The sequence below is a fragment of the Cupriavidus ulmosensis genome, from assembly GCF_977008105.1.
Window position 1 is genome coordinate 3,833,723 of sequence record NZ_CDRMWP010000001.1, and the last position, 23,329, is coordinate 3,857,051.

The window sequence follows — 23,329 nt, forward strand, 5'->3', positions numbered from 1 at the left end:
ATCGCGTCGCCCGACCGCACGTCCGCACGCCCAATCGCACGCACACCCGCACACCCACCGGAGCCGCACACCGACATGGCCCAGGAAATCGAACTCAAGCTGGCGGTGCCCGACGGCGCCATGCCCGCGCTGGTGGCATGGCTGGACGCGCACGGCGAGGCGCGCGGCGAGCACACGCTGCTCAACGTCTACCTCGACACCCCCGCGCGCGACCTGGCCCGCGCGCGCGCCGCGCTGCGGCTGCGCCGCCGCGGCGCGCAGTGGCTGCAGACGCTCAAGACCGCCGGCAGGAGCGAGGCGGGGCTCGCCGCCCGCAACGAGTGGGAAACCGCGACCGCCGCCGAGGCCATCGAACTCGGCGCCTTCCCGCCCGAGGCGCGCGAGTTGCTCGCGCCGCTGGCCGCCGCGCTGGCGCCGGTGTTCCGCACCGACTTCACGCGCCGCACCTGGCTGATCGAGCAGGACGGCGCGCGCATCGAGGCCGCGCTCGACGTGGGCGAGATCACGGTGCCCGGCGCCGGCGCGCGCGACGCCATCCACGAACTCGAGCTGGAATGGCTGCCCGGCAAGGACGGCCAGGGCCCGGCGCAGGCCGCCGCCGAAGCCGCGCTGCGCGCGCTGGCGCGGCGCCTGCAGAACGTGGCGCCGCTCAGGCCCTCCGACCAGAGCAAGGCCGCGCGCGGCTACCGGCTCGCGGGCACGGCCGACGCCTGACGCGCCCTCGCCGAACCTTTCCCTGATCCCTTTCTCGACCCCATTCCTGATCCCTTTCCCGCAGGCATCCGCATGAGCAAACCCACGAGCGCGCAGGCCGACCTGTTCGCCCCGGCCGCCGCCAAGGCACCCCCGCCCGCCGACGGCCTGGACGCCCAGGCCGCCGCGCTGCCCGCCGCCTGGCGCGAGCTGCTCGCGCCCTGCATGCACGGCGAAGGCTGGCGGGAACTCGCCGCCTTCGTCGACGGCGAGCGCGCCGCCGGCAAGCCGGTGTTCCCGCGCGACGTCTTCCACGCGCTGCACCTCACCCCGCCCGAAACGGTCAAGGTGGTGATCCTCGGCCAGGACCCGTACCACGGCACCGGCACGGTCGGCGGCCACGAGATCCCGCAGGCGCACGGCCTGGCCTTCTCGGTGCCGGACGGCGTGCGCGTGCCGCCGAGCCTGCGCAACATCTTCAAGGAAATCGCCGCCGAGTACGGCGACAACGCGGCGCCGCCCGCCTCCGGCAACCTGGAAGGCTGGGCGCGCCAGGGCGTGCTGCTGCTCAACACCGTGCTGACGGTGGAGCAAGGCCAGGCCGCCAGCCACGCCCGGCGCGGCTGGGAAGCGGTGACGGACTGCCTGATCCGGGCCCTGTCCGCGGCCCGCCCCAACCTGGTCTTCCTGCTGTGGGGCAGCCACGCGCAGGCCAAGAAGCCGCTGCTGGCGGGCACGCACTACGTGCTGGAAGCGCCGCATCCGTCGCCGCTGTCCGCGCATCGCGGCTTTCTCGGCTGCGGCCACTTCAAGCTGGCCAACGCGTGGCTGGCGCGGCACGGCATGGCGCCGGTCGACTGGCGCGCCAGCCACGCTCATCAGGCCCCCGCGCGCTAGACCGTCGGCAGGCAGTCGAAGCTGTCGAACACGCCCGCGCCGGCTTCCACCCGCAGGCCATCGACCTGCGCGGCCGGCGGCCCGCCGCGCATCCACTCGCGCAGCGCCGCGAGCCGCTCGGGCGGGCCGTAGGCCATCACCTCCACCGAGCCGTCGCGCCGGTTGCGCACCCAGCCGCCCAGCCCCAGCGCGCGCGCCCGGTCCTCGCACGCGGCGCGGTAGCCCACGCCCTGCACGCGCCCCGTGACCACGAGGTGCCACGTTGTCGGCCGATGCGCCCACTGGGGTCCCGTCTGCTGTTCCATCTGCTTTCTCCACGCCGCCGCATGAAACGGCTTTGCCATGCGATATAAGTAAACTAGGTGGCTACCCTAAGCGTTACCAGTATGGGCAGGCCGCTTGAGGTAACGCCGACAGCACAGCGACGCGCCGGCACCCGGCCGGCGCCCCTCCGGAATCCACGCACGGCCCCCACCCCGCACGCCGATCCATCCAGGTCCCGGGCCACCCGGTCCCGCCGGGCAACCGCAGCCACCGAACTTCAGCCAAGACAATGCAGCAAGCCGAACACGACAAGGCCAGCGCGCGCACCTCCCCTGGCTACGTCAGCCAGTTGCTGACCGCGCCGCCGAACCGCTTCGACCTGGCGTTGCTGCCGATCATCCTGGCGGCGATCGTGCTGGTGGCCTTCGCCGCGCGGCAGATGGACGTGCCCTACCGGCCCGGCGAGCCGCTGGACGTGCATCTGGACATCGCCTACCTGCCGTACTACCTGCTGCGCACCAGCATCCGCATGCTGCTGGCGCTGGCGGCGTCGCTGCTGTTCTCGTTCGCCTTCGCCGCGCTGGCCTCGAAGAACCGCACGGCCGAGAAGGTCATGGTACCGGCGCTGGACATCCTGCAGTCGATCCCCGTGCTGGGTTTCCTGTCGATCACCGTGACCGGCTTCATCGCGCTGTTCCCGGGCAGCCTGGTCGGGGTGGAATGCGCGGCCATCTTCGCCATCTTCACCTCGCAGGCGTGGAACATGGCGTTCAGCCTGTACCAGTCGATCCGCACCATCCCCAGCGACCTGGTGGAGGCCGCGGCCATGTTCCGGCTGTCCGCGTGGCAGAAGTTCTGGCGCCTCGAAGTGCCGTTCGCCATGCCGGGGCTGCTGTGGAACATGATGATGTCGATGTCCGGCGGCTGGTTCTTCGTGGTGGCGTCCGAGGCGATCTCGGTGTCCGGCAACGACATCAAGCTGCCCGGCATCGGCTCCTACATCTCGCTGGCCATCCAGCAGCAGAACCTCGCCGCGATCGGCTGGGCCATCCTGGCCATGCTGGTCGGCATCGTGCTCTATGACCAGCTGCTGTTCCGCCCGCTGATCGCCTGGGCCGACCGCTTCCGCTTCGAGACCCTGGCGCAGGAGAACGAGCCGCAATCGTGGCTGCTCAACCTGCTGCGCCGCTCGGAGTGGGTCAGCCTGCTGCTGGCGCGCACCGCCGCGCTGGCCGAGCGCACGCTGGCCTGGGGCTCGGGGCGCAAGGCCACCGCGTCGCGCGGCGGCGACGCCCGGCGCGCGCTGTGGATCGAGCGCGCCGGCACCATCGTGATCACGCTCGTCGCGGTGGCGGCGCTGTACCGCGTGATGCACTTCGTGCGCACCGAGGTGGGCTGGGCCGAAGTGGGCCACGTGCTGTGGCTCGGCCTGCTGACGATGGTGCGCGTGGTCGTGCTGATCTTCCTGGCCGCGCTGATCTGGGTGCCGATCGGCATCCGCATCGGGCTCAACCCGGCGGCGGCGCGCATCGCCCAGCCGGTGGCGCAGTTCCTGGCGGCCTTCCCGGCCAACCTGATGTTCCCGCTGGTGGTCATGCTGATCGTGCGCTTCGGCCTGAACCCGGAGATCTGGCTCAGCCCGCTGATGATTTTCGGCACGCAGTGGTACATCCTGTTCAATGTGATCGCCGGCGCCTCGGGCATTCCCACCGAGCTCAAGCTGGCCGCGCGCAACTTCGGCCTGCGCGGCTGGCTGATGTGGAAGCGCTTCCTGGTGCCGGCGGTGTTCCCCAGCCTGCTGACCGGGCTGGTGACGGCGGCCGGCGGCTCGTGGAACGCCAGCATCGTGTCCGAATACGTGACCTGGGGCGACCGCACGCTGGTGGCCACGGGCCTGGGCAGCTACATCGCGGAGATGACCGCCAAGGGCGACTTTCCCCGCATCGCGCTGGGCATCGGCGTGATGGCGGTGTTCGTGGTGGGCTTCAACCGCCTGCTGTGGAACCGCCTCTACCTGCTGGCGCAGGAACGCACCCGTCTTTGATTGCGCTTTGACCCGATCTTTCAGCACCCGCACCGGAATTCCATCATGGCAAGCACCCCCGCCACCACCGCCGCAACCGTAGCCGAACCCGTGGTCGAACTGCGCGGCGTCTCCAAGATGTTCCGCACCGCCGACCACACCGACCGCGCCGTGCTCGAAGGCGTGGACCTCACGCTGCGCCGCGGCGAGATCGTCGCCATGCTGGGCAAGTCGGGCTCCGGCAAATCCACCCTGCTGCGCATCATGGCCGGGCTGGTGGGTGCCGACCGCGGCGAGGTGCATTTCCGCGGCCAGCCGCTGCGCGGCACCGCCGAGGGCATCGCGATGGTGTTCCAGTCGTTCGCGCTGTTCCCGTGGCTGACCGTGCAGCAGAACGTGGAGCTGGGCCTGGAAGCGCAGGGCGTGCAGAAGGAAGAGCGCGCGCGCCGCGCCGAGGCGGCCATCGACATGATCGGCCTGTCCGGCTTCAACAGCGCGCTGCCGCGCGAGCTGTCCGGCGGCATGCGCCAGCGCGTGGGCATCGCGCGCGCGCTCGTGACCGAGCCCGACCTGCTGCTGATGGACGAAGCCTTCTCCGCGCTCGACGTGCTCACCGGCGAGACCCTGCGCGACGAGATGCTGGACCTGTGGGAAGACGGCCGCACCAACATCAAGTGCATCCTGATCGTCTCGCACAATATCGAAGAGGCGGTCATGATGGCCGACCGCATCGTCATCCTGTCGAGCGACCCGGGCCGCATCCGCGCCGAGGTCAAGGTGCCGTTCCCGCGCCCGCGCAACCGCGACTCCGCGCAGGTGCGCGGCCTGATCGACGAGGTCTACACACTGATGACCTCGCCCGCCGCGCTGGGGCCGCGCGTCACCGCGCTGGCGGCCGCCAGCAACATCGGCTACCGCCTGCCGGACGCCGACATCAGCCAGATGGAGGCCATCCTCGACCTGCTGTGCGAGGCGCCCTTCCACGGCCGCGCCGACCTGCCGCACCTGGCCGAGGAAGCCGGCCTCACCGACGACGACCTGCTGCCCGCCTGCGAGGCGCTGCACCTGCTGCAGCTGGCCACCATCGAGCGCGGCGACATCACCGCCACCGGCCTGGGCCGCGCCTACTACGAGACCGAGCCGCCCGAGCGCAAGGTGCTGTTCGGCAAGCAGCTGCTGCTGCACGTGGCGCTGGCCGCGCACATCCGCCGCGAGCTGCAGCAGTCCGAGGACGGCGAGATCCGCGAGGAACACGTGCTGCGCGAACTGGAAGACTTCCTCAAGCCGGAAGAAGCCGAGCGCGTGCTGACCATCGGCATCGAATGGGGCCGCTACGGCGAGGTGTACGAGTACAGCTACAACAGCGGCATGCTGACGCTGCCGCGCGAGGAGCCGCCGCAGGCGCCCAGCGCCGGCGCGCAGCCCTGACGGCGGCGAAGCTGCGCTGAAGCAGCGATGAAGCGGCGGCGCTAGCGCTGGCGCTGCCGCATGGCGCGGCCGATGGCGCCGGTGCGCAGCGCGATCTTGGCGGCGTCCTCGCGCAGCGCGCGCAGGCGGCGCTCGAGGATGGCGTTGGCGCTGCGCCCGGTGGAGCTTGCCGTGCTGCCGCCGCCCGGCTCGCGCCGGGCCGCGGTGGCCTTGGCCAGCTCGCCCGAGGCCGCAGCCTGCACCAGCACGTCGGCGCGGCGGCGGTCGGCGGAATCGGCCAGGCGCGCGCGGCGCGCGCTGGCCTCGTCGGCGGTGGAAGTGGCATCCACCGCCGCGTTGAGCGCGGCCGCCGCCAGCGGCGCGGCGCCCGCCGCGGACACATGGCCCGGCCCCGCTTCGGCGCCGGCCCTGGGCATGGCGGGCCCGGCCCCGACCGCGGCCGCCGCCGCGGTGGCCGGCTCTCCGGGGCGCACGAATCCCACGCCGCGCCCGCCCGCGCGGTCGTCCTCCACCAGCCGCTCGCTCGCCAGCGCGAGGCTGTTCGTGGCGGCGTCGATGGCCTGGCGGATGGCGGCCTCGGCCGCCGGCACGTCGAGCTCGCCGTAGTGCTCGCGCACCTGGATGCGCGCCGCCGCCACGTGCGCGGCCACCAGGTAGTTCTGCACGATGAAGCGGCTCAGGTTGTCCACCGCGCGGTGCCGGCTCTTGGGCTCGTCGAGCATGCGCTGGAACGAGCCGATCAGCGCCGACAGGCTGTCCATGAACTGCTTGCGCTGCACGCGGTAGGCGAAGTCGTCCTTGGCCACGCGCAGCAGCAGGTCGCGCGTGGCGGCGATGTAGCGGCGGTTGGCCTGCAGCACGTTCTCCACCAGCGCGGGCAGCGCGCGGTACTCCCAGCTCGGCAGCACGAAGCTGAACACCGAGGCGATCACCCCGCCGATCACCGTGTCGATCAGCCGCTCGCCGGCCACCGTGGTGCTGCCCGGCAGCAGCAGGTTGATCTGGATGAGCACCTGCACGCAGGCGGCCACCGCGGTGTAGCGGTACTTGATGGTGGAGAACGCCGTGCCCGCCACCAGCGCCACGAACAGCACGCCGAGCAGCACCAGCGGCTGGTGCACCACGCGCAGCACCGCCACCGAGATCGCGCAGCCGATCAGCGTGCCGATCAGGCGGTCGTTGTAGCGCTGCTTGGTCATGCTGAAGTTGGGCTTCAGGATGACGATGATGGTCAGCAGGATCCAGTAGCTGTGCGAGACGTAAGGCAGGTGGTCGGCGATCCACAGCCCCGCGCCCACCGCCAGCGTGATGCGCAGCGCGAAGCGGAACGCCGGCGACTTCCAGTTCAGGTTGTCGCGCAGCACCTTGAGCTCGTAGCGCTGGCGCGTCAGGAACGGCGTCATGTCCGGGCCGGGCAGCACCTTGCTGGGCTCCACCGGCGTGCGCGAGGCCTCGTGCAGCTGCGCCACCAGCGCGATGGCGCCCTTGATCATGTCGAGCGTCTCGGCCAGCGCGGTCATCGCCGCGGGCGGGATGTGGTGATGGCGCAGCTGCGCGATCTCGGCCTCGACCGCGCGCAGCTCCTGGCGGTAGTCCACCTCGGCATAGGAGTAGCGCCCGCGCGTGATGTCGTAGGCGATCGACTCCACGTCCTGGCACATCAGCTGCACCAGCCGGCGCAGGTGGTCCAGCACCGGCGTGCCGGCGAAGGTCTGGCGCAGCAGCGGGTAATCGGTGTTGGTGGAGAGGATGTACTCGTACAGGTCCAGCATGCGCAGGTGCGCCTGCACCAGCAGCCCGTCATGCGTGGTGCGGTTGCCGCGCAGCACCAGGTCGCGCGCGGCCTGCTGGCGCTCGGCCACCACGATCTGCTGGCGCACGAGCTGGTTGAACTGCGCCTCGTAGTCGTTGCCGGCATCGTAGAAGCCGGCCTTGATCTCCAGGTAGCCCGCCATCTCGTACAGCGCCTCGGCCAACACCTGCTGCTTGGTGCGCCGCTGCGTGGCCCAGCTCACCGCCATCGCGTAGCCCATGTAGGCCACCGCGCCCGCGCCGAACAGCAGCGCGTGCTCCAGCGCGCGCCGCACCACGAAATCCTCGTTGACGGTCAGCGTCATGACGAACAAGGCCGAGAACTGCAGCGGCAAGGTCTTGTTGCCGTAGGCCGTCATCATGCCGGCCATGAACGTCACCAGCACCAGCACCAGCGGCATCACGCGCGGGAACGGCGTGGCCATCGCCACCGCCAGCGTGACCGCCGTGCACAGCAGCACGCTGGCCAGCATCTCGTTGAACTTGTGGTTCAGCGGGTTGGGCAGGTCCATCAGGCTGGTGCACAGCGCGCCGATCGACACCACCATCGCGGTGGGCAGGTCGGTGAACTGCATGGCCACCAGCGTGGCGCCGATCACCCCGGTGGCCGAGCGCAGGCCCCGGTAGACGTAGTGCGAGTAGATGAAGGTGCGGGGATCGTGCGCGTATTCCATGTGGCGGCTTGGGGCTGGCCTCGGGGCGGGGCGCGGCCGGTCTTACTGGCCCAGCCAGCGGGCCCGCATGGGCTGGCGGCCGCCCTCGGCCGTCACCGTGTACTGCGCGGCCGGCTCGCGGGCGAAGGTCAGCGGCAGCACGTGCAGCTCGTCGCGGCGGAACACGTGGCACTCGGCGCGGTCGCCGGCGCGGTAGCGCGCCAGCAGCTTGTCCAGTTGCCCGGGCGCCACGCGCAGGCCGTCCAGCGCGGCCAGCAGGTCGCCCGCCGACAGCCCGGCCGCCTGGCCGGCGCCGCCGTCGAGCACCTGGGTGACGCGCACCCAGCCGTCCTCGGTCTTGGTCTTGATGCCGAGCGCGGCATTGCGCTCCGGCTTCGTGGGCACCGCCTTGATGCCGAACGGCTTGAACAGCGCCGCCAGCGGCAGCTCGCCGGTGCCTTCGGTCAGCGCGCGCAGCAGCGTGCCCAGGCGCAGGCCAGTGACTTCATCGATGAGGGCATGGACCTCGGCCTCGGTCACGCCGCGCTGCTGCGCGCCCGGCGCGTAGAAATCGCTGCCGTAGCGCTGCCACAGCGCGCGCATGATGTCGTCGAGCGAGCGGCGGTTGCGGGTCCGGGCGCGGATGGTGAGGTCCAGCGCCAGCGCCACCAGCGAACCCTTGGTGTAATAGCTGACGATGGCATTGGGCGCGTTCTCGTCCTGGCGGTAATACTTGGTCCAGGCGTCGAACGAGCTTTCGGCCACGCTTTGCTTGGTGCGGCCGTTGCCGCGCAGCACGCCGTTCCAGGTCTTGGCCAGCAGCTCGACGTACTGCGCCTCGGTGATGGCGCCGCTGCGCACCAGCATCAGGTCGTCGTAATAGCTGGTGAAGCCCTCGAACAGCCACAGCAGCGGCGTGTGGGTTTCCTCGCGCAGCCGGTACGGCACGAACGCCGCGGGCTTGATGCGCTTGACGTTCCAGGTGTGGAAATACTCGTGGCTGCACAGGCCGAGGAAGGTGCGGTAGCCCTCGGTGGCCTCCGCCTTGCCGCGCGCCGGCAGGTCCGCGCGCGCGCACATCAGCGCGGTGCTGGCGCGATGCTCCAGCCCGCCGTAGCCGTCGGTGGTGACCATCGTCATGAAGACGTAGCGGCGGTTGCTGTCGAGGAACGGCGCGCGTTCGGTCTTCGGCTCGAACAGGCGGATCTGCGCTTCGCAGATCTGCTTGAGGTCGCGGCACACGCGCTCGAGGTCCAGTTGCGGCACGCGGCCGGTGAAGACCACGTCGTGCCGGGCGCCGCAGGCGACGAAGCTGCCCAGCGCGAAGGTGCCCATCTCGACCGGGTGGTCGACCAGCTCGTCGTAGTCGGCCACCAGGTAGCGGCCGAAGCCGTAGCGCTTCGCGCCGCCGCGGCCCGGCGCCTCGCGCATGGCGGTGGCGACGCGCCAGCCGGCGTAGGCCTCGCCCGCGGGCGGCAGGATGTCCACCGTGCAGGGCTGGTGCTCGCGCCCCTCGGCGCACAGGAACACGGAACTGCCGTTGAAGAAGCCGTGCGTGGCGTCGAGGTGCGCGGCGCGCACCGACAGGTCCCACGCGTACACCTCGTAGCTCAGCGTCAGCGGCCCGTCCACCGGCGCGGCCTGCCAGCTCTGCTTGTCGCGCTTGGCCAGCGCGACCTGCCGGCCGCCCGCGTCGGCGCGGATGCGCACGATGTTGCGGGCGAAGTCGCGGATCATGTAGCTGCCGGGAATCCACGCCGGCAGGTAGAACTGCTGGCCGGCGGGATCAGGGGCGTCCACCGTGACGGTGACGGCGAACAGGTGCGCTTCCGGTTGAAGCGGGGCGATGGCGTAGTGGATCGGCTTCATGAGCGTGATTGTAGCGCCATGCCCGCGCGCGCTTCCGCCATGCCGCGCCGTGCCGCACCGTGTGCCGCGCTGCGCTGGCGGCCGGCCGGGCCGTCAGGCGTTGACGTTCACGACCACGCGCCCGCGCATGCCGCCCTCGACGATCCTGCGGCCCGCCTCGATGGCGCCGGACAAGCCGATCTCGCTGGTGATGGCGCGCAGGCGGTCCGGCGCCAGATCCGTGGCCAGCCGCTGCCAGGCCTGCTCGCGCCTGGCCATCGGCGCCATCACGCTGTCGATGCCGTACAGCGTGATGCCGCGCAGGATGAACGGCGCCACCGAGGCCGGGAAGTCCAGCCCCTGCGCCAGCCCGCAGCACGTCACCGCGCCGCCGTAGCGCACCTGGGCGCAGGCGTTGACCAGCGTGTGCGAGCCCACCGAGTCCACCACCGCGGCCCAGCGCTCCTTCTGCATCGGCTTGCCGGGCTTGCCCAGCTCGGTGCGGTCGATCACCTCGGCCGCGCCCAGCGCCTTGAGGAAATCCGCCTCGGCGGTCTTGCCGGTGGACGCCGCCACGCGATAGCCGAGCTTGGACAGCAGCGCGATCGCCACCGTGCCCACGCCGCCCGAGGCGCCGGTCACCAGCACCTCGCCATCGCCCGGCGCGACGCCCGCGCGCTCCAGCGCCAGCACCGACAGCATGGCGGTGTAGCCGGCCGTGCCGATGGCCATCGCCTGCTGCGCGGTGAAGGCGTCCGGCAGCTTCACCAGCCAGTCGCCCTTCAGGCGCGCGCGCTGCGCCAGGCAGCCCCAGTGCGTCTCGCCCACGCCGAAGCCGTTGAGCACCACGCGGTCGCCCGCCCGCCAGCGCGGGTGCGCGGATTCCAGCACCGTGCCGGCGCCGTCGATGCCCGCCACCATCGGCCACTTGCGCACCACCGGCGCGCGGCCCGTGATGGCCAGGCCGTCCTTGTAGTTGATGGTGGAATAGTCGACCGCGACCAGCACGTCGCCGTCCGCCGGCAGGGCGGATTCCTCGAGCGCGGTGACGGCGGCCTGGGTGGCGCCGCCGTCCTGGGTCAGCAGCAATGCCTGGAACGTCATGATGTCTCCTTCCGCGTCAGCGGATAGCGAAGGTCAGATGAACGAGGCGCCGGCCGACCCGGCGCGGCGCGCCGGGCATGGCCGCCGGCGCGAGAGCTTACTTCTTGAGGCCGGCGAGCTTGCGCTCCAGCGTGGCGGCGTCGGCCGCGCCGGGGATGCGCGTGCCGTCCATGAAGAACACGGCCGGGGTGCCGGTGATGTTGAGGCTCTGGCCCAGCGTCAGGTTGTCGTCCACGGGCGTCTTGCAGCTGCCGTTGCCGGTCAGCGCCACGCGGTTGAGCATCCAGTCGCGCCAGGCCTTGGTGCGGTCGGTCGCGCACCAGACCTGCTTGGCCTTGACCTCCGAGTCCGGCGACAGCACCGGGTAGAGGAAGGTGTAGACCGTGATGTTGTCCATCTGCTGGAAGGTCTGCTCGATGCGCTTGCAGTAACCGCAGTTCGGGTCCGAGAACACCGCCACCTGGCGGCTGCCGTCGCCCTTGGTCCACTTGATGGCGCGCGCCAGCGGCAGGTCCGACCACTTGATGCGGTTCAGGTCCGCCACGCGCTCCTCGGTCAGGTTGGTGCCGGTCTTGGTGTCGACCATCTCGCCGTTGATGACGTAGCGCCCGGTGGCGTCGGTGTAGACCACCTGCCCGCCGATATTGACCTCGAACAGGCCCGGCACCGGCGTCTTGCCCACGCTCTTGACCTCGGCGCGCCCGCCCAGCATCTTCTGGATCGACTCCTTGATGCGGTCGGTGCCCGGCTCGCTCGCCGCCACGGCGTGCAGCGCGAAACCGGCCGCCGCCAGGCCGCCGGCGAGAGTGGCGACGGTCGCCGACAGGGCGGGACGGCGGCGCAGGAATTGCAACATGATGACTCCAGGTATCCGGTGATCCGGCGCGCGCTTCGGGCCTCAGCCCAGCGCGCGGCCGATGAGAAAACGTTTGAGCAGCGGCTGGCCGCCCACCGCCCGCATGCCGGCATTGCGCACCGTGCGCGCCATGCCGCCCGGCAGCGAAAACAGCCGGTGCAGGCCGTCGGTGGCCGCCGTCAGCGACAGCAGGTCCGTGGCGCGCGCGCGCTCGTAGCGGCGCAGCAGGCGCAGGTCCCCTTCGCCGCGGAACGACTCTTTGGCGGCCATCACGCGGCCAAGTTCCGCCACGTCGCGCAGGCCCAGGTTCATGCCCTGCCCGGCCAGCGGATGCACCACGTGGGCCGCGTCGCCCACCAGCGCCACGTGCGGCTGCGCGAACTGCTCCGCGCGCTGCAGCACCAGCGGGAAACCCTGCGCCGGCGTCACGCAGCGCAGCGCGCCGAACTGCCGGCCCACCGCGCCGCTGGCGGCCTGCATCACGGTGGCCGAGAGCGCCTCCGGCGACAAGGCCAGCAGCTCCGCCGCGTGCGCCTCGTCGGCCGACCACACCATCGACACGCGCCGCCCCGGCAACGGCAGCAGCGCCAGGATCTCGCCGTTGGCCGGCTCCTCGTCCGCCATGAGCTTGGCCGGCGCGCCCAGGAACCACTGCCAGGCCGTGTCCTGGTGCGGCTGCTCGCATTCGAAATTGGCCACCACGCCAAGCTGACGGTAGCGCCGCTTGGAGACCGGGATATGACACTGGTCGCGCAGCCACGAGCGCGCGCCGTCCGCGCCCACCACCAGCGCCGCGCGCACCTTGTCGCCGCCGGCCAGCGTCAGCGTGGCGCCATCGTGGTCGCGCTGGAACGCCGCGGCGGTATCGTCGAACCAGTGCACCTGGTGCTGGAACCGCAACGCCGTATCCAGCACGCGCTCCACCTGGCCCGACTCGATGATCCACGCCAGTTGCGGCACCGTGGCCGCATACGCCGAGAAATGCAGGTCGCCCGCGGCCGGGGCATCCTCGCGCGCCGCGCTGGCGTCGCCGGACACCCGCATGTCGCACACCGGCTGCACCCGCGCCGGGTCCAGCGCCTCCCACACGCGCAACTGCGCCAGCAGCGCCTGCGAGCTGGCCGAGAACGCATAGATGCGGCTGTCCCACTGGTCCGCCGCCGGCGCGCTCGCCTGCGGACGCGGCGCGACCAGCGCCACCTGCATGCCCTGCTGGGCCAGCAACAACGCGCAAGCCTTGCCGACGATACCGCCGCCGACCACGGCAACCTGGAAACGGGAGGGGGATGGACGAGTCATGGCTGGATTATAGCCATCCCGGCACTTCGCCCGCGCCCGTCCCGTGCGCCGGCCAGCGCCGCGCCGGACCGCCGACGCCGGCCACCCCGGGCACGGTGCGCACACGCCCATCCGCTAGAATAGGGGTTTTGCTATTTCAAGCCTTCTACCATGAGCCTCAAATGCGGCATCGTCGGCCTGCCCAACGTCGGCAAGTCCACGCTGTTCAACGCCCTGACCAAGGCCGGCATCGCCGCCGAGAACTATCCGTTCTGCACCATCGAGCCCAATGTGGGCGTGGTGGAAGTGCCGGATCCGAGGCTTGCCAAGCTCGCCGAGGTCGTCAAGCCCGAGCGCGTGCTGCCGGCCGTGGTCGAGTTCGTCGACATCGCCGGCCTGGTGGCGGGCGCCTCCAAGGGTGAAGGCCTGGGCAACCAGTTCCTCGCCAACATCCGCGAAACCGACGCCATCACCCACGTGGTGCGCTGCTTCGAAGACGACAACGTGATTCACGTGGCCGGCAAGGTCGATCCGCTGTCCGACATCGAAGTGATCAATACCGAACTGGCGCTGGCCGACCTCGCCACCGTCGAAAAGGCCCACGCCCGCTACATCAAGCCCGCGCGCGCCGGCGACAAGGAAGCGCTGCGCCTGGTCGCCGTGCTGGAAAAGGCCCAGGCCGTGCTCAACGAAGCCAGGGCCGTGCGCACGCTCGACCTGTCCGACGAAGAATGGGCCGCCATCAAGCCGCTCTGCCTGATCACCGCCAAGCCCACCATGTACGTGGCCAACGTGCGTGAAGACGGCTTCGAGAACAACCCGCACCTGGACGCCGTGCGCGCCCACGCCGCCAAGACCAAGTCGCCGGTGGTCGCCGTGTGCGCCGCCATCGAAGCCGAGATCGCCGACCTCGACGACGCCGACAAGGCCGAATTCCTGGCCGACCTCGGCATGGAAGAACCGGGCCTGGACCGCGTGATCCGCGCCGGCTTCACCCTGCTCGGCCTGCAGACCTACTTCACCGCCGGCGTGAAGGAAGTCCGCGCCTGGACCATCCACGTGGGCGACACCGCCCCGCAGGCCGCCGGCGTGATCCACACCGACTTCGAACGCGGCTTCATCCGCGCGCAGACCATCGCCTATGAGGACTTCATTACCTACAAGGGCGAACAGGGGGCGAAGGAGGCCGGGAAGATGCGGGCGGAAGGGAAGGAGTATGTGGTGAAGGATGGGGATGTGATGAATTTCTTGTTCAACGTTTGATCTGCGTTTGAGCATCCTCAGCGGCCGTCTCTGACCGGCTCGCAAGGGAAAAGCCCCGCAAGGCGTGAAGCCGGCGGGGCTTTTTCATTTGGGATGTTGCTGGCGAGCACCCTGCAGCCCATGCCAGTCGAGAGCCAGCAACTCGGCGTATAGATTGCCACCTATACGCAATTTGCGTACGATTTGTATCCGTGTCGAATTGCCCGCATTCGCCCGATACCGGACCGCGTACCTGGATGATGATGCGTTCCGTGGATTGCAATCGGCCATGATGATCAATCCGGAGGCCGGCGATGTGATCGAAGGCACCGGCGGCCTGCGCAAACTGCGGCATGGTGATCCGCGCAGGGGCAAGGGTAAGCGCGGTGGCCTGCGGGTGATCTACCACTGGTGGGACGGTGGCCGGCAATTCTGACTATTCACCCTGTACGACAAGAATGAGTTGAAGGACTTGAGCGCCGACGAGAAGAAAGCGCTCAAGCGTATGTTGAAAGCAGAACTGGAAGTCAGGCGATGAAAAAACGGAACCTGTTTGCGGAAATTACCGAGGGTCTTGATGCCCTGTCCGATGCGCGCACCGGCAAGCAGACGCTGCGCACGCACGAGGTGGAGATGAAGCCGGCGCCCGAGATCACCGCCGGCGAACTGCTCGCGCTGCGGGAGCGCTTGCACCTGTCGCGGCCGGTGTTCGCCAGCTACCTGCGCACCAACCCCCGCACGCTGGAAAATTGGGAGCAGGGCCGGGCCAAGCCAAATGCCCAGGCCGCCCTGCTGATCCGCCTGGTCGAGAAGTTTCCCGATACGGTGGAACGGCTGGCGGCGGTGTGAAAAAACATTGAGCTGCGGTTTCTTGCGGCATTCCCGGAATGCCAACTCGTGGTTCCTCATGGCCCTATGGCTTGGCGTCAAGATCGACCTCAACCCTGCCAACCAGTGATGGGAGGCAATGCACGAAGCCAAAGAGGTCACAAGATGCATGAAGTCTGGCAGACGTAACGCCTGCCAGACTCCCTCTACTAAGCCGGCCTCTTATCTATCGTTTGCCGGCCCATTCAGCGCGGCCAACTCACTCAACACCAACGTCTCGTTCGCCAGCCCCGCCGCCAACGAAAGCAGCCGGCCCTGCATGTCGTCCAACTGCCTTTCGAGCGTACCCGCGGCAGCGCAATCGCTCGCCATCGAAAGCAGCGCATGAAGCTGGGCCGCCTTCTCGGCCGCAAGACTGAGCGGGCTTTCTGCTGGAGCATGGGCCGTCACGAATGTTTCCGCGCCTGCGTGTTCAGCAGTGATGCTGAAGCGGGTGTGCTTATGCATTGGAAGCCCTCCTCCGCGTCGAGCACGCGCATGGAGGAACGGCAGGATCTTTCGGACTCAAAAGTTGCCCGCGATAGGCGGGCGAAGATATGGACATGGAATTGCCTCCTGGAACGGTCAGCCCCCACCTGACGGTGGTCCTCCTACGTTCCCGGGACGCCAATCCCGATCGCCACATTCGCAGCGACATGCCCAGTATAGCGTTGCCCACGACGACGACTGCACCCAATCGCAGCACCAACGTAAATTTGAGATTCGTCTCACACGGTGCCCGCAAGTGTTACCGAAAACGTGACAACTGCCTACCCGGGAAGCCGCTAGAATATCCAGATATATCCAGATTCTCCGCTGGCATTCTGCCGGCGGGACAACCCCAACCGTGGAAGGAGGGCAATCATGAAATTGACTGGCATTGGCCTGTACACCTTCCATGAAGCGGCGAGGCTTACCGGCATCCCCGTGCGTGACCTGCGGCGCTGGCTGGATGGTTATGCCTACCGGGACAAGGCGACCCGGCATGCCGTTCCGGTTGCCCCGCTTTGGGAGACCGGGTTGGCGCAGGCCGACATGGATGGCATCAGTTTCCATGATCTGCTGGAAGTCCGGTTCGTCCGGGCATTTCGCCAACACGGCGTCAGCCTGCAGACGATACGGCTGGCCAGCCGCAAGGCCCGCGAGCTTTATTCCCTGCCGCATCCCTTTACATCCCGCCGCTTTCAGACGGACGGCCGCACGATCTTCGCTTCGACCATGCAGGAGTCAGGCGAGACTGAACTGCTGGATCTGGTGAAAAGCCAGTATGCGTTCCAGAAGATCATCGAGCCGTCTTTGTATCGCGGCATCGAGTTCGGCGCGGATGATGCCGCTGCACGCTGGTACCCGACGCCACGCAGCAAGGCCGTGGTCCTGGACCCGGGAATTGCCTTCGGCAAGCCCGTCGTGACCGATGGCGCCATCAGGACTTCGATCCTCGCCGAGGCCTTCCAGGCTGAAGGCAATAAGCAGCTTGTTGCAAGATTATTCGAAGTGCCCGTTGCCTCGGTGGAGGCGGCAGTCGCCTTCGAAGAGCGCCTGGCCGCGTGAAGTTCTTCGCAGACAACAATCTTCCTCCGCCCCTGGCGCGGGCACTGCATGCACTATCCGAAGCGCACGGGCACATGGTTATCCCTTTACGGGACCGCTTCCCCCAAAACACGGCAGATGAGACCTGGATCAGCGTGCTCTCGCAAGAAGGTGGCTGGGCCGTCGTCACGCACGACAAACTGAACAAAGGCCTTGAGCGGGAAGCATTGCGCCGCGCAGGACTGATCGTCTTCTTCCTGGACAAGAGTTGGTCAAACCATCAGTTCTGGAGCATTGCGCACAATCTCGTGCGGTGGTGGCCACGGATCATCGAGCAATCCGAAGGCATCAAAGGCGGAGCAGCCTTCAAGGTTCCCTTCAATTTCTCGGGCAAGGGACAGTTCGAGCAGGTCAAGCTCTAGAACCGCGGCGACAGACACCGACATCACGCCAACAAAAAGCCCCGCAAGTCCATCAACCCGCGGGGCTCCCAAGTCCAAGCAGCCCTTCAAACCAGCCGCTCAAACCCAATCACGGCCAACCTCAATCCGTCTCATACCGAGGCGACCGGGGCCCGAACAGGATGCTGCCCGGATGCCCGGCCGACAGCAGCCGCGTGCTCGTCACGCCGGCCACCTTGTGCCCGGCTTCGGTGACGTTGTTGAGCACCTGCTTGACCGCCGCGGCCACCAGCGCGCCGATCAGCCCGCCGCCGCTGTTGCCCTGGTCGTCGGTGGCCGAGGCGCTGCCGCTCCACAGCGTGGCGCCGGTCTTCAGGTCGACCAGCTTGGCGCTGGCGGTCACGGCCGTGACGCTGTTGATGACCATGTACGAGGTGCCGTACTTCGATACCGTGATGTAGAGCGCGGCGTCGGCGCCGAAGATCTCGCGCAGCTTGGCCGGGGCGACCTGGTGGATGTCGCCGGGGGTGGTGAGGCCGTTCTGCTTGAAGGTCTCGTCCACCAGCGCCACGGGCAGCACGTAGTAGCCGGACTCCGCCAGCGGGTAGGTGACCTGGGACAGCATGCTGTAGGTCGCCTTCACCTCGGGCGATTCGTTGAGCGGCGGCAGGACCACGATGGAGCGCGGGCGGCTGGACTTGAACGCGGTGTAGTCGACGTTCTTGCGCGGCGCGGCGCAGCCGGCGGCGAGCACGGTGATCGCGGCGGCGGCGAAAAGGCGTTTGAACATGGGCTTCATTTCTTGTCTTCACCCCGCTTGACGTTCTTCATCAGGAAATCGACATAGGTGGTCGACTCGGGGAACAGGGTCTTCTCGGTCTGGAATTCCTGCACCATCTGGTCGTCCTTGCCGATCTCGGCGTAGAGCATGCCCAGGTGGGCGTGGTAGCCCGGCGGCGGCGTGGCGCCGGCGGCCGCGATCTTCTGCATGTCGCGCTCGAGCGCTTCGATCTGCGCCTGCTTGGGCTCGCCCTTGAAGTATTCATAGACCTGGGGCTGGTAGCTTTCCCATTGGTACAGGGTCTTGGGTGCCGCGCACCCGGCCAGCAGAACGCTTCCCGTCAAGGCCAGCGCCACGGGGCGCCACGGCCGGTACTGCTTTTGCTTTTTGACTTCTTTCACTTCTTCTCCTCTTCGACAAACGAACCGGCCTGGCCGGTCTCACCGGCTTTACGGATTGCCCGGCTTCCACGCTCCGCTTTCGATGCCGCTGATCAGGTTGGTAACCGCTTCGCGCATGGCCAGGTCGAGCACCTTGCCGTTGAGCGTGGAGTCGTAGCTCTGCGTACCGCCGAAGCCGATCACCTCGCGGCTGGACAGCGCGTATTCCCCGGCGCCCTGGCTGGAGAACACGACTTCCGAGGTGGCGATGTTGACCACGTTGAGCGCGACCTTGGCGTAGGCCACCTGCGACTTGCCGCGGCCGAGAATGCCGAACAGCTGCTGGTCGCCGACTTCCTTGCGGCCGAATTCGGTCACGTCGCCGGTGATCACGTAGTCGGCGCCCTTCAGGCGCTGCGCCTGGCTCTTGATCTCCGCCTCGCGCTTGATCTCGGCCATGTTGTCGCGGTCGAGCACGTTGAAGCGGTTGCTCTGCTGCAGATGCGTGATCAGCACGGTCTTGGCCTGGCCGCCGAGGCGGTCGATGCCGTCCGAGAACACGCCGCGCATGTAGCTCGAGCGGTTGTCGAACTTGCCCACGGCGATCGGCGTGCGCACGCCGGCGTATGGGCGGCTCGCGCTTTCCACTTTCTGCACCGGCAGCGCGGTCGACGTCTCCGTCGCGCAGCCGCCGAGCAGCCCGGCCAAGGCCACGGCCCCGAGCAGGTGCATTGCGCTGGATTTCTTGTTCACTAAGATTTCTCCTCTTCATTGCCCCATCAAACATCGGACTCCGCCGCGCGGGGCGGTCGCGGAAATCCGGACAACCGATAAGAGTAACGGCAGCGCGCGGCCATGCCCGCACCCTTCCATCGTCGGGTGTACAGGGCGAATGGATGGTGCCGGCGGCTTGCGGGAAATGACGAAATCCGTGCGGCGATCGCCTGGGCTGAACGTGCCGTCAAGGCACGCAGGGATCGAGGCGCGAGGCGCGGCTTTGCGCATCGCGCGCGTAGCGTTGCCCCATGTCTTGAAGACGATACCAAGCAGGACCTGCGCGAATCATTGCGCGTTGTGGCAATGCCGCGACACGCAATCAGAGCGGTCTTATATAGCCATCTCGAAATAAAACGAAACGGGGTATCGCCGGGTGCGTGGCCGTGAATCGTATGTGAATGTCAGTTTCAGAGGGGCTGCAGGTTTTCGTCCCGCAGCCCTACCAGCAGTGCCTGCCCTTCAGCCCCCACACGGAACTCGCCGAAGCGCGCTTTCTCGAAGCGCGCGCCCTGCCCTTCCTGGAAGAAATACGCGTCGGTCGATACCTGCACCTGCACGCCGCCCCAGCGCGACGGCACGGTCTGGAAGCGCAGCAGTTGCTCGCCCGCGGCGAGCGGCTCGCCGGCATGCAGGCGCACGAGGCTGGCTTCGCCGCGCGCGTCGCGGCGGACCACGGCCACCTGCTCGCGCTCGGCGGGCAGATCCTGCCGCTGGCGCGCCGCGCGGATGGCGTCGGCAATGGCGAAGTTCAGCGCCATGTAGTCGCCCTGCATCAGCGAGCGCGGATCGACGGGCGCCAGCCGCAGATAGACGGTGTCGCCGCGCGCGAGCAGGTGCTCCTTGGTGCCGACGGCGGCGGCGGCCAGCCCGAGCGTGAGCACCCAGGCGATCAGGATCCAGCGTTTCATGACGAGCTCCTTGCGCCGGCGCGTTGCAGCCCGGCGCGCAATGCCAGGACGGCGAGGCCGGCGCCGGCCAGCGTGGCGGACTTGATCAGCAGCGTCCAGTGCAGCGCGCCGTAGTACCAGATGAAGCCGCCGGCCAGCGCGGCCACGGCCAGCCCGAGCCACGGCAGCGAGCCGCGGCGCAGCGCGAGGCCGAGCGCGAGCGCGGCGGCAACGACTGCGGGCGCGCCGGCCAGCAGCGCGCCGAACAGCACCGCGCCCGCCACGGTCGCGGCGCGTATCCGACCGGCCAGGCGCAGGCGGCCGCTCTCGGCGAGCACGAAGGCGGCCAGCACCGCGCCGCACAGCACGCCGGCCATCCAGTATGGCGTGACGCGGTGTGCGGTCTCGGCATCGAACAGGAAAGTGTAGGGCGTGCCCAGGCCAGTCACCACCAGCGCGGCGCCGAGCGCGAACAGCAGCGTGGCATCCGCGGCCGGCTCGAGCCAGCCGTGCCGGCCCGCGGCGCAGAGCCGGCCTTCGGCCCACGTGAATCCGGCCAGCAGGGCCAGCGCGAACGGTGCCAGCCAGACCAGCGACAGCGCCGTCCATTCCCAGGCATGGCGCAGGTCCGGCATCATCGCCAGTTGCAGCGCCACCGCCACCCCGCTCCACACGCCGAGCGCGCACAGGAAGCGATGCAGCCGGTTGCGCACCAGCGCGTAGAGCACGGCTTCGAGCAAGGCCAGCGCGATCCAGAACGCGGCGGTTTCCAGCAGGCGGGTGCCGCCGTAGGCCTGGCCCGCGCCGAACGCCAGCAAGTTCTGCCCGCTGAGGCTCACGGCGAGCGCGAACTGTTCGAGCGCGATGCCGGTGCGGCTCCGGTACAGCACCGCCGCCAGCGCGATCATGGCGGCGCCGCACAGGGCCATCGCCACGCCGCTGTCGCGCGCGGCCACGAAGACCGAGCCGAGCAGGAAGGCCAGGAAGAAGATCGCGCCCAGCCAGCCGGCCGCGCCCATCAGCAGCCGCACCGCCCACGGCGCGCGCGCCTGCGCCGGCGCAGGCTGCGCGTGCACCAGTCCGCGCGCGACCAGGTCTTGCCACAGCCGCTGCACCACTTGTGCCACTTCGCGCTGGTTGCTCATGCCGGCTCTCCTTGCGCGAAGGCCGCGTCGTGCCGGCGCTGGGCGCGCAGCAGCCACGCGGCGGCCGTGGCGGACAGGCCGATGGTCAGCAGCCCCAGCAGCAGGAACGCGCCAAAGCCCGCGTGGCTGCCGTCCAGCAGCACGCGCGCGGCGGCCGTCACCACCATCACGATGAGGGCGAAGCTGGCGAGGCTGAGCGCCACCACGTCGAACGCGCGCAGCCGGAACCAGGCCAGCAGTGCGCCCAGCGCCAGCAGCGCAAGGCCGAACATGGCGATGTCGAAGCGGCTGTCCAGCAGGCTGCCGATGCCGAGCCAGCCGGCATACGCGCACGCCAGCGCGGCCAGCATGCGCGCGCCGGCCAGGCCGCGAAAGCCGAGCGCGGGCAGCGCGGCGCGCAGCGCGAACCACAGCGCGAGCTGCGCCAGCGCGGCGGCCAGCAGGAACAGCGTGGTGCCGCGCTCGCCCGCCGCGCCGAACAGCAGGTCGAACATGCCGCCCACGCCCAGCCGCACGCTGCAGTAGCGCAGCAGCGCCACGTTGGCCAGCACGAGCACCAGCCACCAGTGCGGCGCGGCGCGCGCGGCCAGCGCCCACGGCGCCGCCAGCAGCGCCCACAGCGCGAACAGTTGCCAGGCGTCGGCGCCGCTCTGGTAGACCTGCCCGATCACGGCCAGCAGCACGCCGGCCACCACCTGCGCGCCGCACAGCGCAGCGCGGGCCGCCATGCCGCCGGCCGGGCGCAGCCACGCAAAGGCGGCCAGCAGGCTCAACGCACCGGCCAGCAGGCCGAATCTGGCGAACTTGTGCAGGTCCTGCCAGTTGAAGGCGAAGAAGACGATCACGCCGGCGCACAGCAGCGCCGCGCCGAGCGCCAGCAGCGCACGGTCCAGCCAGTGGCGCCACGCGGCGGCGTCGGGCTCGGCGCGCGGCCAGGCGGCGGCCACGCCGTCGGCGGCGATGGCATGCTGCTCGCGCCAGTCCGCCAGCGCCTGGCGCACGGCGCGCCGGTCTTGCATGCTTTGCATCGAGGATGGCTGCATGGGTGTCCCGTGTGATGGATACGCCTGTGCACTGTAGCAAACGCGCGCGCGGCCGCGCAGCTTTCCTTGCCGGCGCCGCCACCGCTTTGCGCCCGCCCGGCGGGCCGGTATGCTGTGCGTTTCTCTACCTGCGCCCGCCATGACCCTCGGTATCCTCGCCGCCATCCACGATGAAGTCGACGGCCTCGTGGCCGCCATGCGCCACGACGACGCGCGCGCCACCGTGCGGCGCATCGGCATGCGCGACTATCACGTCGGCCACCTGTACGGCCAGCCTTGCGTACTGGTGCTGGCGCGCATGGGCAAGGTGGCGGCCGCGGCCACCACGGTGACGCTGGTGCGCGAGTTCGGCGTGGACGAGATCGTCTTCACCGGCCTGGCCGGCGGCATCGGCGCGCGCACGCGCGTGGGCGACGTGGTGGTGGCCGACCGCACGCTGCAGCACGACCTGGACGCGCGCCCGTTCTTCGCCCGCCACGAGGTGCCGCTGCTCGACCGCGCCGAATTCCCCGCCGACCCGGCGCTGACCGCCGAATTGCGCGCGGCCGTGGACGGCTATCTGCGCGAGGAGCTGCCCACGGCGATTCCCGCCGATGTGCTGGCCCGCTTCGGCGTCGGCGCGCCCGCGCTGCACGTGGGCATGATCGCCAGCGGCGACCAGTTCATCGGCTCGCCCGCGGCCGCGGCGGAATTGCGCGAGCGCCTGCCGGGCGTGCTGGCGGTGGAAATGGAAGGCGCCGCGGTGGCGCAGGTCTGCCACGAATATGGCGTGCGCCATGCGGTGATGCGGACCCTGTCGGACCGCGCCGACGATACCGCGCACGTGGATTTTTCCGCGTTCCTGACCGAGGTGGCCAGCCATTATTCGGAAGGGGTATTGGGGCGATTCTTGCGCAACCGCAAATAAACCGATTCGCCACGGGCCACTACGATAACCCGGACAAGAATGCCGGTCAGCGCCGCCGCGCCAGCCCCCAGACTCCGACCAGCACGCCGGCGCCGGCGACGCCGGCAAACCAGCCCGCCATCTGCCCGTCCGTGAACCAGTGCAGCGCGCGGCCGCCATAGAAGGCCGCCATCGCGCCAAGCGCGCCGAACACCACGGCCGCCGGCACGCTGACCCGCCCCGAGGGGTGGAGCGAGCGCGCGGCGAGTCCGACCAATACGCCCACAATCAGCGTCCCAAGCATCACTTTTCCCAAGAATCCGTGCCATGACGCGGCGTTTGCGGCACGAGCGCCGGCGCCACGTGGCTCCGAGGATACGGTAAACCGTTCCCGACCCCGCCCTTCCGAAGCAAATTCTGCATCGGGCGTTATAATGTAGCCCGGTTCGGCGGCGCAATGCGCCGGAATCCGCCGCGTGGAAACCGCGCCGCGGATTTGCCTTTTGAAGCCCGCGCGGCAGCCAGCCTGGAGCA

24 protein-coding genes are annotated in these 23,329 nt (G+C 69.4%); 10 read left to right on the forward strand and 14 right to left on the reverse strand.

Going from position 1 to position 23,329, the window contains the following annotated elements; genetic code table 11:
* Positions 1-75 precede the first annotated feature (75 nt).
* On the forward strand, positions 76-714 hold the full coding sequence (locus tag ACWTPI_RS17605) for a CYTH domain-containing protein (RefSeq protein ID WP_454732255.1): 639 nt from the start codon (positions 76-78) through the stop codon (positions 712-714).
* Between the two features lie 72 nt (positions 715-786).
* Positions 787-1,590 (forward strand): uracil-DNA glycosylase, encoded by an 804-nt coding sequence (locus tag ACWTPI_RS17610; protein WP_454732256.1) that lies wholly within the window; start codon positions 787-789, stop codon positions 1,588-1,590.
* On the opposite strand, the gene ACWTPI_RS17615 is transcribed toward ACWTPI_RS17610, so the two are convergent.
* Positions 1,587-1,895: an acylphosphatase gene (locus ACWTPI_RS17615; protein ID WP_020423708.1), complete on the reverse strand. Its 309-nt coding sequence runs from the start codon at positions 1,893-1,895 to the stop codon at positions 1,587-1,589. The genes ACWTPI_RS17610 and ACWTPI_RS17615 overlap by 4 nt on opposite strands.
* Positions 1,896-2,143: 248 nt before the next feature.
* Here ACWTPI_RS17615 and ACWTPI_RS17620 point away from each other — a divergent pair, with 248 nt between their 5' ends.
* Both ACWTPI_RS17620 and ACWTPI_RS17625 read left to right on the forward strand, forming a co-directional pair.
* Positions 2,144-3,898 carry an ABC transporter permease gene (locus tag ACWTPI_RS17620; RefSeq protein WP_020201975.1) on the forward strand — a complete coding sequence of 585 codons (1,755 nt, stop codon included), beginning with the start codon at positions 2,144-2,146 and terminating at the stop codon, positions 3,896-3,898.
* A 45-nt stretch (positions 3,899-3,943) separates the two neighbouring features.
* On the forward strand, positions 3,944-5,305 hold the full coding sequence (locus tag ACWTPI_RS17625) for an ABC transporter ATP-binding protein (RefSeq protein ID WP_454732257.1): 1,362 nt from the start codon (positions 3,944-3,946) through the stop codon (positions 5,303-5,305).
* A gap of 41 nt (positions 5,306-5,346) precedes the next feature.
* Here the strand turns inward: ACWTPI_RS17625 and ACWTPI_RS17630 are convergent, their stop codons facing one another.
* The 5 genes from ACWTPI_RS17630 to ACWTPI_RS17650 all read right to left on the reverse strand — a co-directional run bounded on the left by ACWTPI_RS17630 (position 5,347) and on the right by ACWTPI_RS17650 (position 12,877).
* Positions 5,347-7,791 (reverse strand): FUSC family protein, encoded by a 2,445-nt coding sequence (locus ACWTPI_RS17630; RefSeq protein ID WP_059415888.1) that lies wholly within the window; start codon positions 7,789-7,791, stop codon positions 5,347-5,349.
* Between the two features lie 42 nt (positions 7,792-7,833).
* Positions 7,834-9,639 (reverse strand): M61 family metallopeptidase, encoded by a 1,806-nt coding sequence (locus tag ACWTPI_RS17635; RefSeq protein ID WP_454732258.1) that lies wholly within the window; start codon positions 9,637-9,639, stop codon positions 7,834-7,836.
* Between the two features lie 93 nt (positions 9,640-9,732).
* Entirely contained in the window at positions 9,733-10,722 is a 990-nt protein-coding gene (gene acuI / locus ACWTPI_RS17640) for an acrylyl-CoA reductase (NADPH) (protein WP_020201979.1), read from the reverse strand.
* 97 nt (positions 10,723-10,819) lie between these two features.
* Positions 10,820-11,578 (reverse strand): DsbC family protein, encoded by a 759-nt coding sequence (locus ACWTPI_RS17645; protein WP_020201980.1) that lies wholly within the window; start codon positions 11,576-11,578, stop codon positions 10,820-10,822.
* A 42-nt stretch (positions 11,579-11,620) separates the two neighbouring features.
* On the reverse strand, positions 11,621-12,877 hold the full coding sequence (locus tag ACWTPI_RS17650; RefSeq protein WP_059415900.1) for a UbiH/UbiF family hydroxylase: 1,257 nt from the start codon (positions 12,875-12,877) through the stop codon (positions 11,621-11,623).
* Positions 12,878-13,027: 150 nt separating this feature from the next.
* Here ACWTPI_RS17650 and ychF point away from each other — a divergent pair, with 150 nt between their 5' ends.
* The 3 genes from ychF (at position 13,028) to ACWTPI_RS17665 (ending at position 14,947) form a co-directional block, all read left to right on the forward strand.
* Positions 13,028-14,119, forward strand: coding sequence for a redox-regulated ATPase YchF (ychF, locus tag ACWTPI_RS17655; RefSeq protein WP_454732259.1), 1,092 nt, complete (start codon positions 13,028-13,030; stop codon positions 14,117-14,119).
* 268 nt (positions 14,120-14,387) lie between these two features.
* A complete protein-coding gene (locus ACWTPI_RS17660) occupies positions 14,388-14,534 on the forward strand; it encodes a hypothetical protein (protein ID WP_454732260.1) in 147 nt (48 codons plus the stop codon).
* A gap of 98 nt (positions 14,535-14,632) precedes the next feature.
* A complete protein-coding gene (locus ACWTPI_RS17665) occupies positions 14,633-14,947 on the forward strand; it encodes a helix-turn-helix domain-containing protein (RefSeq protein ID WP_454732261.1) in 315 nt (104 codons plus the stop codon).
* Positions 14,948-15,148: 201 nt separating this feature from the next.
* Here the strand turns inward: ACWTPI_RS17665 and ACWTPI_RS17670 are convergent, their stop codons facing one another.
* Positions 15,149-15,433 (reverse strand): hypothetical protein, encoded by a 285-nt coding sequence (locus ACWTPI_RS17670; RefSeq protein ID WP_454732262.1) that lies wholly within the window; start codon positions 15,431-15,433, stop codon positions 15,149-15,151.
* A 396-nt stretch (positions 15,434-15,829) separates the two neighbouring features.
* Here ACWTPI_RS17670 and ACWTPI_RS17675 point away from each other — a divergent pair, with 396 nt between their 5' ends.
* Both ACWTPI_RS17675 and ACWTPI_RS17680 read left to right on the forward strand, forming a co-directional pair.
* Positions 15,830-16,516: a DUF433 domain-containing protein gene (locus ACWTPI_RS17675; RefSeq protein WP_454732263.1), complete on the forward strand. Its 687-nt coding sequence runs from the start codon at positions 15,830-15,832 to the stop codon at positions 16,514-16,516.
* Entirely contained in the window at positions 16,513-16,917 is a 405-nt protein-coding gene (locus ACWTPI_RS17680; RefSeq protein ID WP_454732264.1) for a PIN-like domain-containing protein, read from the forward strand. Before ACWTPI_RS17675 ends, ACWTPI_RS17680 begins: the two co-directional genes overlap by 4 nt.
* 121 nt (positions 16,918-17,038) lie before the next feature.
* Here ACWTPI_RS17680 and ACWTPI_RS17685 read toward each other — a convergent pair whose 3' ends face one another.
* From ACWTPI_RS17685 to ACWTPI_RS17710, 6 genes are all read right to left on the reverse strand, one after another.
* Entirely contained in the window at positions 17,039-17,695 is a 657-nt protein-coding gene (locus tag ACWTPI_RS17685) for a DUF799 domain-containing protein (RefSeq protein ID WP_020423711.1), read from the reverse strand.
* Positions 17,692-18,078 carry a DUF4810 domain-containing protein gene (locus tag ACWTPI_RS17690; RefSeq protein ID WP_454732265.1) on the reverse strand — a complete coding sequence of 129 codons (387 nt, stop codon included), beginning with the start codon at positions 18,076-18,078 and terminating at the stop codon, positions 17,692-17,694. The genes ACWTPI_RS17685 and ACWTPI_RS17690 overlap by 4 nt, the downstream gene beginning before the upstream one ends.
* Positions 18,079-18,126: 48 nt before the next feature.
* Positions 18,127-18,789, reverse strand: a complete 663-nt coding sequence (locus ACWTPI_RS17695; RefSeq protein WP_020201989.1) for a CsgG/HfaB family protein — start codon at positions 18,787-18,789, stop codon at positions 18,127-18,129.
* A gap of 452 nt (positions 18,790-19,241) precedes the next feature.
* On the reverse strand, positions 19,242-19,742 hold the full coding sequence (locus ACWTPI_RS17700; protein ID WP_020201990.1) for a GDYXXLXY domain-containing protein: 501 nt from the start codon (positions 19,740-19,742) through the stop codon (positions 19,242-19,244).
* Entirely contained in the window at positions 19,739-20,866 is a 1,128-nt protein-coding gene (locus tag ACWTPI_RS17705; RefSeq protein ID WP_454732266.1) for a DUF4401 domain-containing protein, read from the reverse strand. Before ACWTPI_RS17705 ends, ACWTPI_RS17700 begins: the two co-directional genes overlap by 4 nt.
* The gene (locus ACWTPI_RS17710; protein ID WP_454732267.1) at positions 20,863-21,894 is read right to left on the reverse strand and encodes a DUF2157 domain-containing protein; all 1,032 of its coding nucleotides are present in this window, start codon (positions 21,892-21,894) and stop codon (positions 20,863-20,865) included. The genes ACWTPI_RS17705 and ACWTPI_RS17710 overlap by 4 nt, the downstream gene beginning before the upstream one ends.
* 154 nt (positions 21,895-22,048) lie before the next feature.
* Here ACWTPI_RS17710 and ACWTPI_RS17715 point away from each other — a divergent pair, with 154 nt between their 5' ends.
* Entirely contained in the window at positions 22,049-22,816 is a 768-nt protein-coding gene (locus ACWTPI_RS17715; protein ID WP_059415920.1) for a 5'-methylthioadenosine/adenosylhomocysteine nucleosidase, read from the forward strand.
* 46 nt (positions 22,817-22,862) lie between these two features.
* Here the strand turns inward: ACWTPI_RS17715 and ACWTPI_RS17720 are convergent, their stop codons facing one another.
* Entirely contained in the window at positions 22,863-23,099 is a 237-nt protein-coding gene (locus ACWTPI_RS17720; RefSeq protein WP_020201994.1) for a hypothetical protein, read from the reverse strand.
* Between the last annotated feature and the right edge of the window lie 230 nt (positions 23,100-23,329).

Excerpts from the sequence above, each read along its gene's own strand:
- ACWTPI_RS17605 (WP_454732255.1), top strand. The coding sequence starts at position 76 with ATGGCCCAGGAAATCGAACTCAAGCTGGCGGTGCCCGACGGCGCCATG.
- ACWTPI_RS17610 (WP_454732256.1), top strand. The coding sequence starts at position 787 with ATGAGCAAACCCACGAGCGCGCAGGCCGACCTGTTCGCCCCGGCCGCC.
- ACWTPI_RS17615 (WP_020423708.1), bottom strand. The coding sequence starts at position 1,895 with ATGGAACAGCAGACGGGACCCCAGTGGGCGCATCGGCCGACAACGTGG.
- ACWTPI_RS17620 (WP_020201975.1), top strand. The coding sequence starts at position 2,144 with ATGCAGCAAGCCGAACACGACAAGGCCAGCGCGCGCACCTCCCCTGGC.
- ACWTPI_RS17625 (WP_454732257.1), top strand. The coding sequence starts at position 3,944 with ATGGCAAGCACCCCCGCCACCACCGCCGCAACCGTAGCCGAACCCGTG.
- ACWTPI_RS17630 (WP_059415888.1), bottom strand. The coding sequence starts at position 7,791 with ATGGAATACGCGCACGATCCCCGCACCTTCATCTACTCGCACTACGTC.
- ACWTPI_RS17635 (WP_454732258.1), bottom strand. The coding sequence starts at position 9,639 with ATGAAGCCGATCCACTACGCCATCGCCCCGCTTCAACCGGAAGCGCAC.
- acuI (WP_020201979.1), bottom strand. The coding sequence starts at position 10,722 with ATGACGTTCCAGGCATTGCTGCTGACCCAGGACGGCGGCGCCACCCAG.
- ACWTPI_RS17645 (WP_020201980.1), bottom strand. The coding sequence starts at position 11,578 with ATGTTGCAATTCCTGCGCCGCCGTCCCGCCCTGTCGGCGACCGTCGCC.
- ACWTPI_RS17650 (WP_059415900.1), bottom strand. The coding sequence starts at position 12,877 with ATGACTCGTCCATCCCCCTCCCGTTTCCAGGTTGCCGTGGTCGGCGGC.
- ychF (WP_454732259.1), top strand. The coding sequence starts at position 13,028 with ATGAGCCTCAAATGCGGCATCGTCGGCCTGCCCAACGTCGGCAAGTCC.
- ACWTPI_RS17660 (WP_454732260.1), top strand. The coding sequence starts at position 14,388 with ATGATGATCAATCCGGAGGCCGGCGATGTGATCGAAGGCACCGGCGGC.
- ACWTPI_RS17665 (WP_454732261.1), top strand. The coding sequence starts at position 14,633 with ATGAAAAAACGGAACCTGTTTGCGGAAATTACCGAGGGTCTTGATGCC.
- ACWTPI_RS17670 (WP_454732262.1), bottom strand. The coding sequence starts at position 15,433 with ATGCATAAGCACACCCGCTTCAGCATCACTGCTGAACACGCAGGCGCG.
- ACWTPI_RS17675 (WP_454732263.1), top strand. The coding sequence starts at position 15,830 with ATGAAATTGACTGGCATTGGCCTGTACACCTTCCATGAAGCGGCGAGG.
- ACWTPI_RS17685 (WP_020423711.1), bottom strand. The coding sequence starts at position 17,695 with ATGAAGCCCATGTTCAAACGCCTTTTCGCCGCCGCCGCGATCACCGTG.
- ACWTPI_RS17695 (WP_020201989.1), bottom strand. The coding sequence starts at position 18,789 with ATGCACCTGCTCGGGGCCGTGGCCTTGGCCGGGCTGCTCGGCGGCTGC.
- ACWTPI_RS17700 (WP_020201990.1), bottom strand. The coding sequence starts at position 19,742 with ATGAAACGCTGGATCCTGATCGCCTGGGTGCTCACGCTCGGGCTGGCC.
- ACWTPI_RS17705 (WP_454732266.1), bottom strand. The coding sequence starts at position 20,866 with ATGAGCAACCAGCGCGAAGTGGCACAAGTGGTGCAGCGGCTGTGGCAA.
- ACWTPI_RS17710 (WP_454732267.1), bottom strand. The coding sequence starts at position 21,894 with ATGCAAAGCATGCAAGACCGGCGCGCCGTGCGCCAGGCGCTGGCGGAC.
- ACWTPI_RS17715 (WP_059415920.1), top strand. The coding sequence starts at position 22,049 with ATGACCCTCGGTATCCTCGCCGCCATCCACGATGAAGTCGACGGCCTC.
- ACWTPI_RS17720 (WP_020201994.1), bottom strand. The coding sequence starts at position 23,099 with ATGCTTGGGACGCTGATTGTGGGCGTATTGGTCGGACTCGCCGCGCGC.